We start from the raw sequence: 17,954 nt of genomic DNA, 5'->3' as shown, positions 1-17,954 counted from the left end.
AGGATTTGCAGATTTTCAGTCATCTTTAGATGACTTTTGCTATGAGACTGGGAATTAATTCCCAGTCGGGGGTTTTACGTTAAATTGACACCTATGAGTTTTTGCTTTACCCTACCTATAGAATCAAACAATTCAAACATTTTGAGTATAAGATATTGAATCATCAATTACCAAATATGACAAACTCACAGCAATTAGAAGATTTAGCATGGTCTTTAGAAGCTTCTCAGGGAGAATTTAAACTGATTTTAGCTAAATGCAATTATCTCGACTTACAAAATCAACTTATTCAAGAATTGCAGCAAATATGTCAGATTGAAATTCAGATTTTACGGCTACAAACATCAGAAAGAACATTGTATAATGCTATTCAAGCAGAATTTGATCAGGAAATTGCAGCATTAATGATTGTCGGTTGGGAATCTTTACCGAATTTATCAAAGATGTTTAGTTCAGCTAATCAAGTCAGGGAAGAATTTAGAAATAATTGTCCATATCCGGTAGTGCTATGGATTAATGATGTAATATATCAACAAATCATGGAATCTGCACCTGATTTAGAAAGTTGGGGAATTACTATCAATTTTTCTCTTCCTTTCGATGAATTAATTAATTTACTCAAATCAATAATAGATAAAGTCTTAAATGATGATTTGAATGTAAATCTACAAGAACTTGAATTAGCATTACAAGACTTACAAAAAAATGGTCAAGATTTAGAACCAGAATTTGCAGCTAATTGTAATTTTCTAAAAGGATTTATTGCATATAACAAAAAACAATTAGATACAGCTATTAATTACTATCAACAAAGTTGGGATTTTTGGCAAACAACGGATAATTTAGAAATTCAAGGGAAAATACTTTATAATCTGACAATTTGCAATTATGAAAAATTAAGACCTAACCCCTCAACTCCCTTCCCCGCTAGGGAAGGGGGAGAAGTTGGGAATTATTTACAACGAACGTTAGAAAAGTTTAAAAATGCTCAACGTCTGGATTTAATTGCTAATTCTTTATCAAGATTTGGGTTAATTCTCCAAGATTTACAAGCATGGGAACAATTAAAAATATTATCTCAACAAGCTTTAGAAATACATCAAGCTGAAAATAATATCTTGAAAATAGCGGAAGATTATCTATTTTTAGCAATAGCTAATTTTGAACAATCAAATTTTCAAGAAGCAGCAAAAATTGCTAATCAAGGGATAGGGGTAATTCATGAATTACCCCTACTAAATTATTATCGTCAAAGTCTATTTTTAATTCTAGCACAAGCTCAAGAAAAATTACAACAACATGAACAAGCAATTAGTAATTTAAAATTGGCTAAAGATATTGGGGTTATCAATAATCAACCAAAGCTTTATGTTAAAATTCTCAATCTTTTACAAAAACTATTATTTCAAAAAACAGAATATCTGGAAGCTTTTAACACCAAATTAGAATCTCGTTCTATTGAACAACAATTTGGTTTGCGGGCGTTTATTGGTGCAGGTTGGTTAAAACCAGCAAAAAATACAAATCTAAATGTAGAGACGTTCCATGGAACGTCTCTACAAACAAATTACGGAACGTCTCTACAAACAAATCAAACCATTAAAAAAGAAAATATTTCTCCAGAAATTGAAGCATCTGGGCGGAAAATAGATGTAGATAAATTATTAGAAAGTATTGGGAGAAATGATAAAAAAATCATTGTTATTCATGGACAGTCAGGAGTGGGTAAAAGTTCTCTAGTTAATGCTGGGTTAATTCCTGCTTTGGAAAATAAAGCTATCGGGTTTAAAGATAATTTACCTGTGACAATTAGAGTTTATAATAGTTGGCTTCCAGAATTAGCAAAACAACTATTAGATGTATTACCAGCAAAATTAAAACCAGCAGAATTAAAATTAGATACTCAAGAAGAGTTTATTTTAAAACTGGTAGAAATTGAACAAAGAAACCTGAGAACAGTGTTAATTTTTGACCAGGTTGAAGAATTTTTCTTTGTGTGTCCTGACGATAAAGCCAGAACAGAATTTTTTAAGTTTTTAGGGAAATGTCTAAATCATAAAAATATTGGATCTTTGCGAATAATTTTATCTTTGCGGGTAGATTATTTGCATCTTTTATTAGAATGTGATGAAATCCCCGATATGAATATTATTGGTGATGGTATTCTTAGTAAAAGCGTGCTGTATAAATTAGGTAATTTAACACCAGAAAATGCTAAAACTACGATTGAGAGTTTAACTCAAAAAACAACTTTTCAGTTAGAACCTGATTTAATTAATCGGCTGGTAGAAGATTTAGCGGGAGAAGTAGGTTCAGTTCGTCCCATTGAATTACAAGTTGTGGGGGCGCAATTAGAAACAGAAAATATCACAACTTTAGCAGCATATCAGCAAATTGGTAACAAACAAGAATTGGTTAAACGTTATTTAGGGGAAATAGTTAATGATTGCGGTGAGAAAAATCAAGAACTTGCCGAATTGTTACTTTATTTTCTCACAGACGAACAAGGAACAAGACCGTTAAAAACTAAGGCAGAATTAGAAGAAAATTTGCAATCATTATTAGAACGAGATAAAAATGAAACTGAGAATAACTTAGATTTAGTATTAGAGATATTTGTTAAATCTGGTTTAGTGGTGTTGTTACCGGAAAATCCCTGTGAACGTTATCAATTAGTTCATGATTATTTGGCTTTGTTTATTCGTCAGCAACAAGAACCGAAATTAAAAGCGGTGATAGCAGAACTGGAACAGGAAAAACAACAAAGAAAAATTGGTGAAGCTAAACTCAATCGCTTTCTCAAAATTGCCCTAGCAGGTTCAGTGGCCGCAGGGGTAGCATTGACCTTGTTAACAGTCACAGCTTGGAATGCTGCAAAGAGGGCAGAAACGCAAAAACAACAAGCTGATGTTAATGCAATTCAAGCCTTAACTAAATCTAGTGAAGCCATGTTTGCTTTGGGAGAACGCGGTAACGCTTTGATAGAAGCATTAAGAGTAAATCAAAAAGTCAAACTGGCATCTTGGGCAACATTGGATACTCAAGAACCAACGACAGCAGCATTAAGCCAAGCGGTGTATTTGCAGCGTAATGAGAAGCCAGAAAACAAAGCCTTAGCCTTAGCAGTTAATACCCTGAAAGGTCATGAGAGTTCGGTCAATAGTGTGGGATTTAGCCCCGACGGCAAACAACTGGCTTCTGGGAGTGAAGACAAGACGATCAAAATCTGGGACGTGACCACAGGGAAAGTCCTGAATACCCTGAAAGGTCATGAGGATTCGGTCTGGAGTGTGGGATTTAGTCCCGACGGCAAACAACTGGCTTCTGGGAGTGGTGACAAGACGATCAAAATCTGGGACGTGACCACAGGGAAAGTCCTGAATACCCTGAAAGGTCATGAGGATTCGGTCTGGAGTGTGGGATTTAGCCCCGACGGCAAACAACTGGCTTCTGGGAGTGGTGACAAGACGATCAAAATCTGGGACGTGACCACAGGGAAAGTCCTGAATACCCTGAAAGGTCATGAGGATTCGGTCTGGAGTGTGGGATTTAGCCCCGACGGCAAACAACTGGCTTCTGGGAGTGGTGACAAGACGATCAAAATCTGGGACGTAACCACAGGGAAAGTCCTGAATACCCTGCAAGGTCATAAGAGTTGGGTCTTTAGTGCGGGATTTAGCCCCGACGGCAAAAAACTGGCTTCTGGGAGTGAAGACAAGACGATCAAAATCTGGGAGGTGACCACAGGGAAAGTCCTGAATAGCCTGAAAGGTCATGAGAGTTGGGTCTATAGCGTAGGATTTAGCCCCGACGGCAAACAACTGGCTTCTGGGAGTGGTGTCACCACGATCAAAATCTGGGACGTAACCACAGGGAAAGTCCTGAATACCCTGCAAGGTCATAAGAGTTGGGTCTTTAGTGCGGGATTTAGCCCCGACGGCAAAAAACTGGCTTCTGGGAGTGAAGACAAGACGATCAAAATCTGGGACGTGACCACAGGGAAAATCCTGAATACCCTGCCTTCGGAACGCTACGCTAACAAAGGTCATCAGAGTTCAGTTAGGAGTGTGGGATTTAGCCCCGACGGACAACAATTGGCTTCTGGGAGTGGTGACAAGACGATCAAAATCTGGGACGTGACCACAGGGAAAGTCCTGAATACCCTGAAAGGTCATGAGAGTTGGGTCTTGAGTGTGGGATTTAGCCCCGACGGACAACAATTGGCTTCTGGGAGTCGTGACAAGACGATCAAAATCTGGAACGTGACCACAGGGAAAGTCCTGAATACCCTTCCTTCGGAACGCTACGCTAACAAAGGTCATGAGGGTTATGTCAATAGTGTGGGATTTAGCCCCGACGGCAAACAACTGGCTTCTGGGAGTGGTGACAAGACGATCAAAATCTGGGACGTGACCACAGGGAAAATCCTGAATACCCTGAAAGGTCATGTGGGTTATGTCGGGAGTGTGGGATTTAGCCCCGACGGCAAAAAACTGGCTTCTGGGAGTGCTGACAAGACGATCAAAATCTGGGACGTAACCACAGGGAAAGTCCTGAAGACCCTGAAAGGTCATGAGAGTTGGGTCTTGAGTGTGGGATTTAGCCCCGACGGCAAAAAACTGGCTTCTGGGAGTGGTGACAAGACGATCAAAATCTGGGACGTGACCACAGGGAAAATCCTGAATACCCTGAAAGGTCATGTGGGTTATGTCGGGAGTGTGGGATTTAGCCCCGACGGCAAAAAACTGGCTTCTGGGAGTGCTGACAAGACGATCAAAATCTGGGACGTGACCACAGGGAAACTCCTGAATACCCTCAAAGGTCATGAGAGTTATGTCTATAGTGTGGGATTTAGCCCCGACGGCAAAAAACTGGCTTCTGGGAGTGAAGACAAGACGATCATTTTATGGGATTTGAATTTAGATAATTTAGTCACCAGTGGTTGCAGTTTGCTGAATAATTATTTGATTGGTAATCCTCAAGTGTTGGCAGAATTAAAAGATTGCCAAACTCCATCTCGGTTATTATTAGCAGCAACGGTGTTAGTGATCCAAGGTGAGAACTTAGCAGAAAATGATGATATAAATGGGGCTTTGGCTAATTTCCGCCAAGCTAAAGAATGGGATAAGAATTTACAACTTGACCCTCAAGCTAAGGCACAGGAGTTTGCTAAGAAGGGTAAATGATTTTGTCTGAATCAGGATTTTCAGGATTATAGGATTTTCAGGATTTATTTTTTTGTTTGAGTTGGGATTTTTTGGATGTGGAGGATTTATATGAAGTTGGATGAGATAACATATAAGGTTAATGGTTGTGCGATGAAGGTACATAATACTCTGGGTAATGGTTTTCAGGAGGTTATTTATCAAAGATGTTTAGAAATTGAGTTGAAAAAGGCGGGTTTAAATTTTGGTCGGGAGGTGGAAAAAGTTATTTATTATGATGGTGTTGATGTGGGTACGCGCAGGGCAGATTTTCTGGTGGAAGACCAGGTTATTGTGGAGTTGAAGGCGCTGATCAATTTGGAGGATGTGCATTTATCACAGGTAAAAAATTATGTTGTCGCTTATGATTTTCCTGTGGGGTTGCTGATTAATTTTGGCGCTGTGAGTCTTCAGTTTAAAAAGATATTTAATCCTAAATATAAAGGTGTTTTTGTCTGAATCAGGATTTTCGGGATTATGGGATTTTCAGGATTTTAATTGTCTGAATCAGGATGTACAGGATTTATTTAATTCATCCGTCTTTATCAGCGTTAATCTGCGTGCATCTGCGGTTAAAATTCCAAAAATCTGATTCTATGCAGCTACATCTTAATTTGGTATAAGGAATACTGAAGACTAAACAATAATAGTAAAGAAGGAAAAAAGATAGATGTCAGAAAATCTTAAAAGTAAAGCTATCACACAAGGGGTACAGCGATCGCCTAATCGTGCCATGCTGCGGGCTGTCGGTTTTCAAGATGAAGATTTTAACAAAGCCATAGTCGGTGTAGCCAATGGTTACAGCACCATCACCCCCTGTAACATGGGGATTAACGAACTGGCACAAAGGGCGCAAACTGCTGTAAAAGCCGCCGGTGCCATGCCCCAAATTTTCGGGACAATTACTGTCAGTGACGGGATTTCTATGGGAACAGAAGGGATGAAATACTCCCTAGTATCACGGGAAGTCATCGCTGATTCCATTGAAACAGCCTGTAGCGCCCAAAGTATGGACGGTGTATTAGCAATTGGTGGTTGTGATAAAAATATGCCTGGGGCAATGTTAGCAATGGCGCGGATGAATATCCCTGCTATCTTTGTCTATGGTGGAACAATCAAACCCGGACATTATGAGGGTAAAGACTTAACCGTTGTCAGTTCCTTTGAAGCCGTTGGTCAATACAGTGCCGGGAAAATTGACGAAAATGAACTGTTAGCAGTTGAACGCGGTGCTTGCCCCGGTGCAGGGTCATGTGGAGGGATGTTTACAGCCAATACCATGTCTTCAGCATTTGAAGCAATGGGCATGAGTTTACCCTATTCCTCAACTATGGCCGCAGAAGACCCAGAAAAAGCCGACAGTACGGAACAATCAGCCGTTGTCCTCGTTGAAGCTATTCGCAAGCAGATATTACCTCGGCAAATCATCACCCGTAAATCCATAGAAAACGCCATTTCTGTAATTATGGCGGTAGGTGGTTCAACCAATGCAGTATTACATTTTTTAGCGATCGCCCGCGCTGCTGGTGTAGAATTAACCATAGACGACTTTGAAACCATTCGCGGTAGAGTTCCCGTCATCTGTGATTTAAAACCCAGTGGTAAATATGTAGCCACAGACTTACACAAAGCCGGCGGAATTCCCCAAGTCATGAAAATGCTTCTAGTCCATGACTTACTGCATGGAGACTGTATCACCATTTCCGGGCAAACCGTCGCCGAAGTTTTAGCAGATATCCCCGCCGAACCACGCCCAGACCAAGACGTAATTCGTCCCTGGAATAACCCCATGTATGCCCAGGGACACCTAGCCATTCTCAAAGGCAACCTCGCCACAGAAGGGGCAGTAGCAAAAATTACCGGAGTCAAAAAGCCAGTTATTACAGGACCCGCCAGGGTATTTGAATCAGAAGAATCCTGTTTAGATGCCATCCTCGCTGGAAAAATCACAGCCGGTGATGTCATTGTGATCCGTTACGAAGGACCAAAAGGTGGACCCGGCATGAGAGAAATGTTAGCCCCTACCTCCGCCATTATTGGTGCTGGTTTAGGAGACTCCGTAGGCTTAATTACCGACGGACGTTTCTCCGGTGGTACTTACGGCATGGTAGTCGGCCACGTTGCCCCAGAAGCGGCTGTAGGTGGTGCGATCGCCCTAGTAGCAGAAGGTGATAGCATTACCATAGATGCCCATAATCGTCTATTACAACTGAATATATCAGATGCAGAATTAGCCATCCGTCGCGCAAATTGGCAACCACTTCCACCCAGATATACCAAAGGCGTACTTGCCAAATATGCCAAATTGGTATCCTCCAGCAGTGTAGGTGCAGTCACAGATTTGGACTTATTTGCTAACTAGCAGCAATAAGTAATTGGACAAAAATATTTACAGTCATTGCGAGCGAAGGGAAGCAATCACAACCCTTGGAATTGCTTCATTTCACTTCGTTCCATATAGCTAACGCCACGCTGCGCTAACGCAATGACATTGTGTAATTAATTCTGTCTCACTACTTACCTTGTACACTTTCTGTAGTTGGGTTAAGCGACAGCACAACCCAACGCATTTGTTGGGTTTCATGCTGATTGCTCCGTGAACGTTTACCAGAGAAATTGATTTATACATTAAAAAAATTTTAAATATCCTCTTAGTTTAGTCGCATTAATACTTTGACAATCCAAAAACAAAAATACATCACATCAACCACAAATACTTAAGTAGGTTAGCATTGAAAATCGTCGTTATGGCAAGGCAAGAGGCAAAAGGCAAGAGGCAAGAGTGAAGAGGGTTTAGGCGATTTTACTTTTCTTTACACAGATTGGTTTTATTGTGTTCACCTACTTATAGATAACTAACTATACTAAACACGGTTGAGACATGGACTTTTACAAAATTACGAAAAACCTAGATTTGTAGGGGTAAAGCAAAAGCTTAATGGTGTCAACTTAAGCTACAGATGTCTTATTTGTTGGCTTCCACACCCACCCAGAAATGAATTTCCGGGCTAATAGCGAAAGTAAACTTTAGTTTAAGTAGGTGAGCGTTGAAAATTGTCGTTATGGCAAGGCAAAAGGCAAGAGGCAAGAGGCAAGAGTGAAAAGGGTTTGGGCGATTTTACATTTCTTTACACAGTTTGGTTTTATTGTGTTCACCTACTTACTCAAAAATTTCCGGGTTATTTAGTCATCTTCAGACAACTTCTGCTATTAGACTGGGAATTCATTCCCAGGCGGGCTACAGGTTTTACGTTAAGTTGACACCAATGAAGCTCTTGCTTTACCCCTACCCACAGAATCAAATTATTAAGCCGTGTTGAGTATATCGAACTCTTTCTAGATATACATGGATATAGAAAGATGACTTTTTATTTTTTACCATCTGTCCAATGTTTCAACTACCATCCTAATTATGACCACTACTGTAAGCATATAAACCCTGCCGTTGCTGTATTTGCACAAACTCAAATTAAGCCTGCTATAACGCCTGGAGTTAAAGAGTTTACCGATACAGTAGAGATTCCGCGAGTGATAGATTCAAATAAGCTATACTCGGATAAAATCTCTAACAAACCACTCAATAAAGAAGAAACAAATAGTAAAAATCAGGAAGTTACTCAAGAAGTTCCTAAAACCGCAGCAGTCTCGCCAGTTAATGAGTCTGCCCCTTCTCCCCCCAACCCATCCCCCCAACCCATCCCCCCCATTGATCCTAAAAATATTGCTGCTCAATGGGGTGTTTTGCCTGTTGCAATTGAAGTAGATGGACGTATGGTTGTTAAAAGTACATTGATAAGGGGAACTGAGGATGGTTCTCAGGCAATTCAATTTGATGATTGGCTTGTTCCCTATGATTCAATGATCAAGGCGTTAAATATTCGGGTGACTAATTTGCCTAATGGTCAGGTACAGTTACGATCACGCACAGTTATCTTCAATCTTGATCTTAGCCGCCTCAAACTCGACCCCGAAATTGGTGCTGTGTTGTCTATACGGGATGTTAAAGACTGGTTTGGTATTACTCCAGAATTTGACATTAATAATTATGGCATCCAAATTAAATATCCTGCCACAAACCAATCTGACCCCACCAAAGTCCCCGTTGAACCGCCCATTGACTTCACGAATATCCCCCATCTTTCCGCGCCTCGATTCACTGTCACCACCATAAATAAACAAGAAACAACCGAAAATTCCCCTTCTCGTGGTAGTCAGAACCGAACATTTACCAGTAGTGGTAGCTTGCTAGGAGGATCATGGCTTCTTACTCTCAATCAAACACGAACCCAAGACAAAAATAAAAATGAAACCATTTTGAGATTAGGTTCAGCCAGCTATACTCTCAACAAAAGCTCCACCGATTTATTTATAGGCTCACAACAGCCCTTTTGGCGTAGCACTAGCCCCAAACCTTTTTGGGGTGTAACTGCCGTCAAACGCTGGGGATTTACCATGCCCCTGGGGAACGGTGGAAACGCAAATACTCGTGTCCGGCCAACCAGTTTCGGTCAAACGGTGAGAGGTCAAGCCGCTCCAGGAACTTTAGTACAATTACTTTCTAGGTATAATCAGCAGCTTTTTGCCGAGGTTTTAGTGGATGAATCAGGAAAATACAGCTTTAACGATGTCACCCTTTCTGAGGTGCGATTACTGTTATATCCCCAAGGAAAACTGACATCTAAACCCGAAGAAAGGATTGTCAATCTCCCAATTATCCCTGGACAGTCGCCTTCCCAGACTTCTTCTCTAATGGTATCAGCCGGGACACGACGCAATAATTTTACTAATAACAAACAGTTTTTAGGAACTTTCAGTGATTTGTCTTTAGCTGCCAGCTATCGTTATGGGGTATCCCAAGAACTGACATTGGGAGCGATCGCTAGTTATGACAATGGTTTTTCCGCCTCAACAGAGTTGTTGTTTCAACCCGAAAATACTCCCCTACAAATTACAGCTTCGGCTTTAACTCCAACTCTGAACACAGATTGGGACTTTAATGCTAATATTCAGTATAATCCCACTCCTAAAATCAAAGCCAATTTAGCTACAGATTTACAACGCAGTAGTTTGAATATTAGTGGAACTATTTTACCCCGTCTATCGCTATTTAGTAATTTTAACTATGACTACACTGCTAGTTCGCCATTTAGGTACAACATTGGCGCGCGAACTAATATATTAGTCCGGAAAATTTCTGCTTCCCTAACTCTACAATGGAATAGTGTAAGCAAACTAAAATGGGATTTAACTGGCAAAATAGGTAATCTTGAACTCCAACATTCTCGTAGTAATTTTCTTACCAAAACTAACCTCACTTACAATCTCTTAGGTAACTCTAGATTAAAAGCAGGCAATTCCTATAATTCTCTGGGTTTGAGTTATCAAACTCTTGCATCACCTGGTTCTAGCAACTCTAAAGGGGACTCTTTACTAACTCTCAATTGGCGTTTTCAGCCAGATAAATCTAAATTGCAGGTAGAATTAGGTTATATTATTGGCTCAAATGGGTCGGGATTTATGACTAATTTCTCCCACGAAATCTTTTCCGGTTTATTTTTGCAAGCTAATTATAGTAATGTTGGTTTGGGGTCTAATAGTGGTAGATTTGAACTTTCACTATCAACTAATTTTGACTTCAAACGTGGTGTTTACCTAAAAGATTCTTCTCCACCTATAGGCGACATTTTTAGTGGTATTCTACTTAAACCATTTTTAGATAAAAATAATAACGGTACTAGAGAGCCAACAGAGCCTTTAATTGTCAAAAAATTCGACTCACTCTTGATTCTCAATAACAAGCCTATTTCCCAATATCCATCAGAAGTTACTGATAATGAGATTGTTGTACCCATTGACCCAGGACTTTATCGCCTTGACTTAGATCCTTCTAGCTATCCTCTAGATTGGTATCCTACTAAAAATACTGCTGTAGGGATTGAAGTTACAGGGGGAGGTTTTACAGAAGTCCTGATTCCCTTTGCTAGATCCTATACGATATCAGGAACTGCAACTGATTCTCAAGGAAAAGTTATGTCTGGTGCCAAGGTTGAAGCTGTGTCTTCTACCTCTAGTCACAGAGTCTTTTCTATTACTAGTGCGGACGGTATCTATTATCTAGAGGGATTAATAGACCCTAATTATAATCTTTTCATTAATAATATCCCCGCAGCACCGAAAACAATAGATCTAAGCCAATCCTCCGAACCATATCAACAGCTAAATTTGAGACTTAAACCGTAATATAACTGAGTTAGACATAAAAGAAAAAGTATTGATCTAAAATAGATAATAGTGTATTTTATTAACAATACCTTGTCCATTTTTTGTAGGTCGGGTTAAACGACAGCGCAACCCGACGCATTTGTTGGGTTATGGCTAATGCCACACTTCGTGAACGTACCTCAGTCCAACCTTGTATCTTAGAGGATGTTTTAAAAGTTTTCAAGGTATAAATTAACCCCTCTCCAAACCTCTCCCCGAAGCGGGGAGAGGCCTTGAAACCCCCCTTCCCAGCCTTCGGCACGCTGCGCTAACGTAGGGAAGGGGGGCAGGGGGGTTAGGTTTTTGGAGATTATTGGTTTTATTTAATACTTTTCAAACACCCTCTTAGAAGTATGTTAGAAGAAGTGGTAGAGCGTCCCAACCTGGGTCAGAAAAGATGGTAGAGACGTTACATGGAACATCTCTACTACAGGGGGTCAAGGTCAAGGATCTTTAATCTCTGGAGATGTCTATTGAACAGTTAAATCTGTTTGCTTGTTAATAGTATGTTTAGAGACAACTAATGTACTTTTACCGTGTTTAAAGTAACTCTGCCCGTACAGGGTGGAAAAACGCCAGAATGTCTAAAATCCCAAAAAAGTTTTCCACATACCGTGAGGTTTTATGAGTAACGTTAAACAGACCGTTTATCTGATTACAGATCGTCAACGGGACGGATTGATTGGCTATCTGCAAAATTGTCCTTACAAAGAAGTTGCAGGAGCAATTCAATTTCTAACTAGCGCCCCTAGTGCTGTTTTAAATGTAGATGTTCCAGAAGACCAGTCTGCTCCCAATAACGGAGAATCAGCGACTCCTGCTGCAAGTCTTGAGTTAACATCTGTCGCTTAGAGTAAGCCACAAAATATACTCAGAACGGCTTGATTGTTTGATTCTAAACGTAGGGGTAAAGCAAAAGCTTAATGGTGTCAACTTAAGCTAAAATCCCCACCACATCTCGTTCCTAGTCTCTGACTAGGAATGCAGTTAATGAGGCTCTGTCTCTAATATCATTGAAGGCAGAGCCTTCTAGAATTCATTCCCAGTCAGAGACTGGGAATGAGATGACTTGAGTTCTTTGCGGGATAGATGTTTTACGTTAAGTTGACACCAATGAAGCTCTTGCTTTACCGCTACACATCTGGGTTCTTTGTCATTTGGCAAAAGTTTAAATCTCACCCGTGTTTAGTATACTCAAAACGGCTAGAAGCTGGACTTTTTTATCGCCAAACCCGTAGGGGCGCAGGGCCTGCGCCCTCCATTCTATTTCATGAGAACGAGAATTGCTGTAAATATTATTCCTTTTCCCTCTCCTCTTAGGAGAGGGTTAGTGAGAGGGTTAGGGAGAGGTTTACCAGAGGGGTTTCATATTTGGTTAAACTACTAACCGTTTTCAGTATAGATGCGTTTCCCCTGTTACACTACCTCTCCAAAATTCGGCGGCTTTTCGGTTAACTTCATCCCATTCTTGACTTGATTTTAACCTTTTTACGCTCTCTTCTGTAATCAGTGGATGCAGCCAATACTTCCCCTTGGCAAATTCAAACAAACGCAAATTTTTTAAACTTCTAATTATATACATACGCTCTTGCTGGTCAGGAATATCCCACAACAAAGCTAGTAAGGCATCTTCGGTAACTTGCGGTATATCTTGATAGCGATAACACCCTAACCGACACAGTAACTTATAAGCATTTGGATTTAAACTTTGCAATCGGTTAAATTGATTGACAACTAAATTTTTTAATCCTCTTTCCACCAAAGTACAACTTTCTTGCCAATAAGCAGTTGCATCTCCTTCATAATCTGTTTTTATTGACCCAACTAGGGCGTGCATAGCTTTTGCATTACCCCCATATTTTATGTGCATTTCTTCTAGTAAAGAAATATCAATCTCGACTTCGTGAAATGCAAAAAATTCTTGCCACGCTGATACACCTAATCTACTTAAATAATAATGAGAGATTATATCAACACGGTCATCAAATAAACATTCTCTACTAGTAATTATCGTAAATGACTGCACAGTTGCATCAGCTAAAACCCTGAATAATTCTAAATAACGACTATAATTTTGAATGAACCTACCATGTTTATCTAGTGCGGGTTCTAAGTTATCAATTAATATCCCGACTTGGCGATTTTGCAAGTGTTTTTTTAATCTTGCGAGTGCAATACCAAATTCCCTTCCTGGTTCTTGTTCAAAGTATTGTTGCAGCCATTCTTCAACTACGCTTTCTACGCTAATGATGTTCCCAGTCTCCCTAGCCATTTCTAGGGATAAAACTAAATCAAACCCTTGATTATCTAAATATTGCTTGGCTAAAGTTGTTTTACCTAGTCCTCCTGGTCCCTGAATAACAATCATTTTTCGATGTTGATTGATTAGAGTATTAAGCCTTGCTATGTCATCATCTCTACCGAAAAAATTAGAATGTTTGTTCTCAACAGGAAAGAAGTCTTGATGGCAACTCTTCGCAGTATTTATATCTTTTGAAACTAAAATGACATCTACGTTACGCTTATATGATATATTCAATGCCTTAAATACTATTTTAATTGCATACTCTTCAACACCCTGCTTTGTTAAAATTTTACGAATCGTATTTTCACTTATAATTTTATTAGTATTTTGCATCTTTTTCTTTACCCAAGTAACTCTATTACGAGGGTTTACGTGGTTTTCAGTAAGAGTATTAATTATTTTTTTCTCACCCAACTTGGTTAATAAGTATGTAGGGCGATTTCTTTGGTTTTTCACGACTGGGCGCATCTAAGGCTTGGGAGATATTTAGTATATCTAACTTTCTTACTTATTTCCTCTATCTTTCGGTATCCCCCACCCGCTCTCTGCGCCCATTCACGACTCAACTTAAAAAATGATGAATTTAAGGAAGTTAAGGAAAATTTTACTAAGTTTATTTTTTTTCCTGAATAGCTAAAACCAAATTATAAACCGATTTTCAGAATTGTAATTAATGAACTTTACTTAACTTTCTTAAATTCGTCCATACCATATAGAAAAAGGATTATAGTGATAACACTGGAGTTAATTGTTTTGTTTATCAAAACTAACTTCGGCAGATACATCTACTTTAGGTATTAAAAAAATGAAACATATTTCTTTGATTTCTGCTCTTGTATTAGGCGGTTCTTTTTTATTAGCACCCGTAGCTAAGGCTGACCAAGAACTGAATGTGGACTTTACAGGTGTTGCTCAGGCTAACTGTTTGTTCACCAATATCCAATCGGGTACAATTATAGCCAAAGGTCGTGACCTGGGAACTATTGGCGCTGTCAATAACGCAGCACTGGACCCAGTTAGTGGTGTCAGCCCAGTCGCAGCAGCATTTACATCTACATGCAACTCAGGCACAGTATTTTTTGTAGACACTCCTGTTGCTGATGCAGCCAACAGTCCTCTTACTCTAATTAGTACCAAGTCAGTTTTAACTAGTGCCACTGCCGCTATCCAGGGGAACGTAGTAGCTTATACCGCATCCCCTGGTACAGGCCTTGCTGGTACCTCTGTCAGAAGCGATGGTTTCATTCTTGGTACTGACCTTACTGCTGTTACTGACCCAATAGACTGGACTGTTGATATGAACGCTCAAGTTAAGTCTACTATTCCCGTAGGTGTCTACAAATATACAGTTTTAGTAACGGCAGTTCCTCTATAGACAGCACTTAATCTGCGTTCCCATAGCCATGTAGATACCTGCCATGAAAGGTATCTGCATGGCTAGATTAAATTACAGCGATTTCCAATCATAAGTAATTGGACAAAAATATTTACAGTAGACATCTCCAGAAATTAAATGTGCGTATCCTAGAACTCTTGTAGAGACGTTCCATGGAACGTCTCTACATTCTTTTTTGGAGATATTTAGTCATTGCGAGCGAAGGGAAGCAATCACAACCCTTGGAATTGCTTGATTTCACTTCGTTCCGTATGGCTAACGCCACGCTGCGCTAACGCAATAACATTGTGTAATTAATTCTGTCTCACTACTTACAAGGTACATCCTAGCCCCATTCATCGCTTGCGGAGAGGGGGTAGGGTTCTTGTTCTGGGTTTGATGACAATTTGCTATAACCTTAAAAACAAGCAATGCACCTGACTGACAAAATCAGTAGAGTTATTTTCAGTATACCTACAGCAATTCTCATTCTTATGAAATACAATGGAGGGCGCAATGGAGGGCGCAATGGAGGGCGCAATGGAGGGCGCAATGAAGGGCGCAATGAAGGGCGCAATGGAGGGCGCAATGGAGGGCGCAGGCCCTGCGCCCCTACGAGTTTTGCGATAAAAAACTGTACCTCATAACATCAGAAAGTGCTTTATGTTTACTATTTACCCTTCTTCTCTGCAAAATATCCTTAATTTTGGTATCCGCGTCCTTACTTGGGGAAGTTTTATCGGACTCCCTCTGGTGCTATCTGGCCAAATGGCTCAAGCACAATCCTTAAATTTGATTCCAAGCATTGTCGAGTTAAATAGCGAAGGTGGTAAGTCCGAAGGGGCATTTACCATCGTCAATGCCAGCACTACTGACCCTGTTCGCGCTCGACTCTATACCGAACCTTTTTCCTATACGGATGGAGGATTCGCTTCAGAACCTAATAGTAAAGCCGACCTTTCCCCCTATATTGTATTTTCTCCCCGTGAGTTAACAGTCGGACCAGGACAATCTAGACAGGTGCGACTCGTGACTCGTATTCCCAGAAATATCACTAATAAAGAGTATCGGGCGGTAGTGTATGTTCAATCATTAGCTGAATCTCCTGATAACCCCAATGCACCTAAGGATGTAGTCACTGTAAAAATGGGTCTTGTAACCAGAATTGGGGCAACCGTTTATGCTCGTCAAGGTAAAACTGCCGCCAATCTCAACATTACAGGCGTTGAATATAATCCTAAAGAACGAAAAATATTACTTGGTGTCCAAAATACTGGTAATGGTTCAACTCGTCCCTATATTGAATGGACACTTAAACAAGGGGATAAGGAAATTCTCAGTCAGGTAGGCCTACCTACATCAATAGTAGCTGAAAGTAGCCGTAAATTCCCGATTAGTTATCCGACAAAGGATGAAAAGCCTCTTCCCACTGGGACTTATAATTTTTCTGGAAAACTTGTTTGGGTTAATAAAGGTTGGGCATTAAATTCTAGGACTAACCAAAATGTTCTCCCTTTTAATTTTTCCTTCACTGTACCTAGTAAATAATCGCTGAGTAAGGATCAAAAAATCAAGGTATACTAAACACGGGTGAGATTTAAACTTTTGCCAAATGACAAAAAACCCAGATGTGTAGGGGTAAAGCAAGAGCTTCATTGGTGTCAACTTAAGCTCAAATCCCTAACACATCTCGTTCCTAGTATCTGACTAGGAATGCAGTTGATGAGGCTCTGCCTCTAATATCATTGAAGGCAGAGCCTTCTAGAATTCATTCCCAGTCAGAGACTGGGAATGAGATGAAGGGAATTTAAACCCACGCACCATCTGGGTTTTGCCTGTGTAGACGCGGTTTCTAACCGCCCAGTTAACTATTTACAGAATCAAATGAATAATTCGTGTTGAAAATATATAATTTGTAAGGACTTCGCTTGAATGAGCATAAATGATATCATGAACCTAAACTCCTATAATTCTGACCCGCTACAGCCACTAAATTCAGAATTAGAAGATCCCTTGTATCAAAAACCATATAAATCCAGGAAAGCATCATCATCATGAAACCTAACACCATATTTCAAGACCTCAGCATTATCATTGCCACCAGCAACCACAACCCACGTATTCTGACTCACGATTTCCTCAAATGCAGCGATATTATCCCTATGGATTGGGAACTAGCGCAACAGCCAATAGTAGGAGATCAAGGTTCTCAAGTTATTTTCACAAATGCCCTGAGTTTGGTTGCTCAACCGGAACGTCTGATGTTTGTAGAAGTATTTGGAGATAAAAATATTGCAGATTTACAAATTGCGGCGATCGCTCACAAATACCTCAAAGCATTACCAAATATAGAATGTCAAGCCATAGGAATTAATCTTCGCAGCTATGCCAGTCCCACAGAAACAGATGGAGAAGCAGAAGTGCAAAACTATATGCAAGGTTTACTAGCTCCAGGACCTTGGCAAACAGTGGGACAAGAACCTATTCAACCAACAATCAGATTAACATTTACCCTAAAACATACCCAATTTAACCTCAGCATCAACGAAGGTCAACTCCACCAACCAGAACAAGCATCAAGTCCCATTGTCTTATTTTCTGGCAACTTTAGCTACAACGTTACAGGTGAAACTAAGGAAGGCAGACTTGCATCACTTACACAAAGTTTAAACAACTGGAAAACAGATTTAGAAACCTATCAAGAAATCATCAACACCAAATTTATAGCTCCTAAATTTCCCATTCTACAAGACGCACCGGAAGCCTTAAACCAGGAATTAATCACAGCTAGATAAATACCCTCTCTTAG

The 17,954-nt window shown here is 40.1% G+C and carries 9 protein-coding genes; 8 read left to right on the top strand and 1 reads right to left on the bottom strand.

Annotated elements, in window-relative coordinates:
* Positions 1 to 176 precede the first annotated feature (176 nt).
* The 5 genes from AA650_RS09555 (at position 177) to AA650_RS09535 (ending at position 12,317) form a co-directional block, all read left to right on the top strand.
* Positions 177 to 5,186 carry an nSTAND1 domain-containing NTPase gene (locus tag AA650_RS09555; RefSeq protein WP_081424195.1) on the top strand — a complete coding sequence of 1,670 codons (5,010 nt, stop codon included), beginning with the start codon at positions 177 to 179 and terminating at the stop codon, positions 5,184 to 5,186.
* A gap of 90 nt (positions 5,187 to 5,276) precedes the next feature.
* Positions 5,277 to 5,663 (top strand): GxxExxY protein, encoded by a 387-nt coding sequence (locus AA650_RS09550; RefSeq protein ID WP_053538833.1) that lies wholly within the window; start codon positions 5,277 to 5,279, stop codon positions 5,661 to 5,663.
* Between the two features lie 211 nt (positions 5,664 to 5,874).
* Positions 5,875 to 7,566 carry a dihydroxy-acid dehydratase gene (gene ilvD, locus AA650_RS09545; RefSeq protein WP_053538832.1) on the top strand — a complete coding sequence of 564 codons (1,692 nt, stop codon included), beginning with the start codon at positions 5,875 to 5,877 and terminating at the stop codon, positions 7,564 to 7,566.
* Positions 7,567 to 8,564: 998 nt separating this feature from the next.
* Positions 8,565 to 11,444: a carboxypeptidase-like regulatory domain-containing protein gene (locus AA650_RS09540; protein WP_053538831.1), complete on the top strand. Its 2,880-nt coding sequence runs from the start codon at positions 8,565 to 8,567 to the stop codon at positions 11,442 to 11,444.
* Between the two features lie 645 nt (positions 11,445 to 12,089).
* Positions 12,090 to 12,317 (top strand): hypothetical protein, encoded by a 228-nt coding sequence (locus AA650_RS09535; RefSeq protein ID WP_053538830.1) that lies wholly within the window; start codon positions 12,090 to 12,092, stop codon positions 12,315 to 12,317.
* A 541-nt stretch (positions 12,318 to 12,858) separates the two neighbouring features.
* Here AA650_RS09535 and AA650_RS09530 read toward each other — a convergent pair.
* Positions 12,859 to 14,103 (bottom strand): AAA family ATPase, encoded by a 1,245-nt coding sequence (locus AA650_RS09530; RefSeq protein WP_053538829.1) that lies wholly within the window; start codon positions 14,101 to 14,103, stop codon positions 12,859 to 12,861.
* A gap of 472 nt (positions 14,104 to 14,575) precedes the next feature.
* Between AA650_RS09530 and AA650_RS09525 the strand changes: the two genes are divergently transcribed.
* The 3 genes from AA650_RS09525 to AA650_RS09515 all read left to right on the top strand — a co-directional run bounded on the left by AA650_RS09525 (position 14,576) and on the right by AA650_RS09515 (position 17,940).
* Entirely contained in the window at positions 14,576 to 15,145 is a 570-nt protein-coding gene (locus AA650_RS09525; RefSeq protein WP_053538828.1) for a hypothetical protein, read from the top strand.
* A gap of 663 nt (positions 15,146 to 15,808) precedes the next feature.
* Positions 15,809 to 16,693: a hypothetical protein gene (locus tag AA650_RS09520; RefSeq protein WP_053538827.1), complete on the top strand. Its 885-nt coding sequence runs from the start codon at positions 15,809 to 15,811 to the stop codon at positions 16,691 to 16,693.
* Positions 16,694 to 17,199: 506 nt separating this feature from the next.
* On the top strand, positions 17,200 to 17,940 hold the full coding sequence (locus AA650_RS09515) for a hypothetical protein (RefSeq protein WP_053538826.1): 741 nt from the start codon (positions 17,200 to 17,202) through the stop codon (positions 17,938 to 17,940).
* The last annotated feature ends 14 nt before the right edge of the window (positions 17,941 to 17,954 follow it).

The sequence above is a fragment of the Anabaena sp. WA102 genome (assembly GCF_001277295.1).
Classification (GTDB): Bacteria; Cyanobacteriota; Cyanobacteriia; order Cyanobacteriales; family Nostocaceae; genus Dolichospermum; species Dolichospermum heterosporum.
This window is presented reverse-complemented; position numbering and strand designations above follow the sequence as displayed.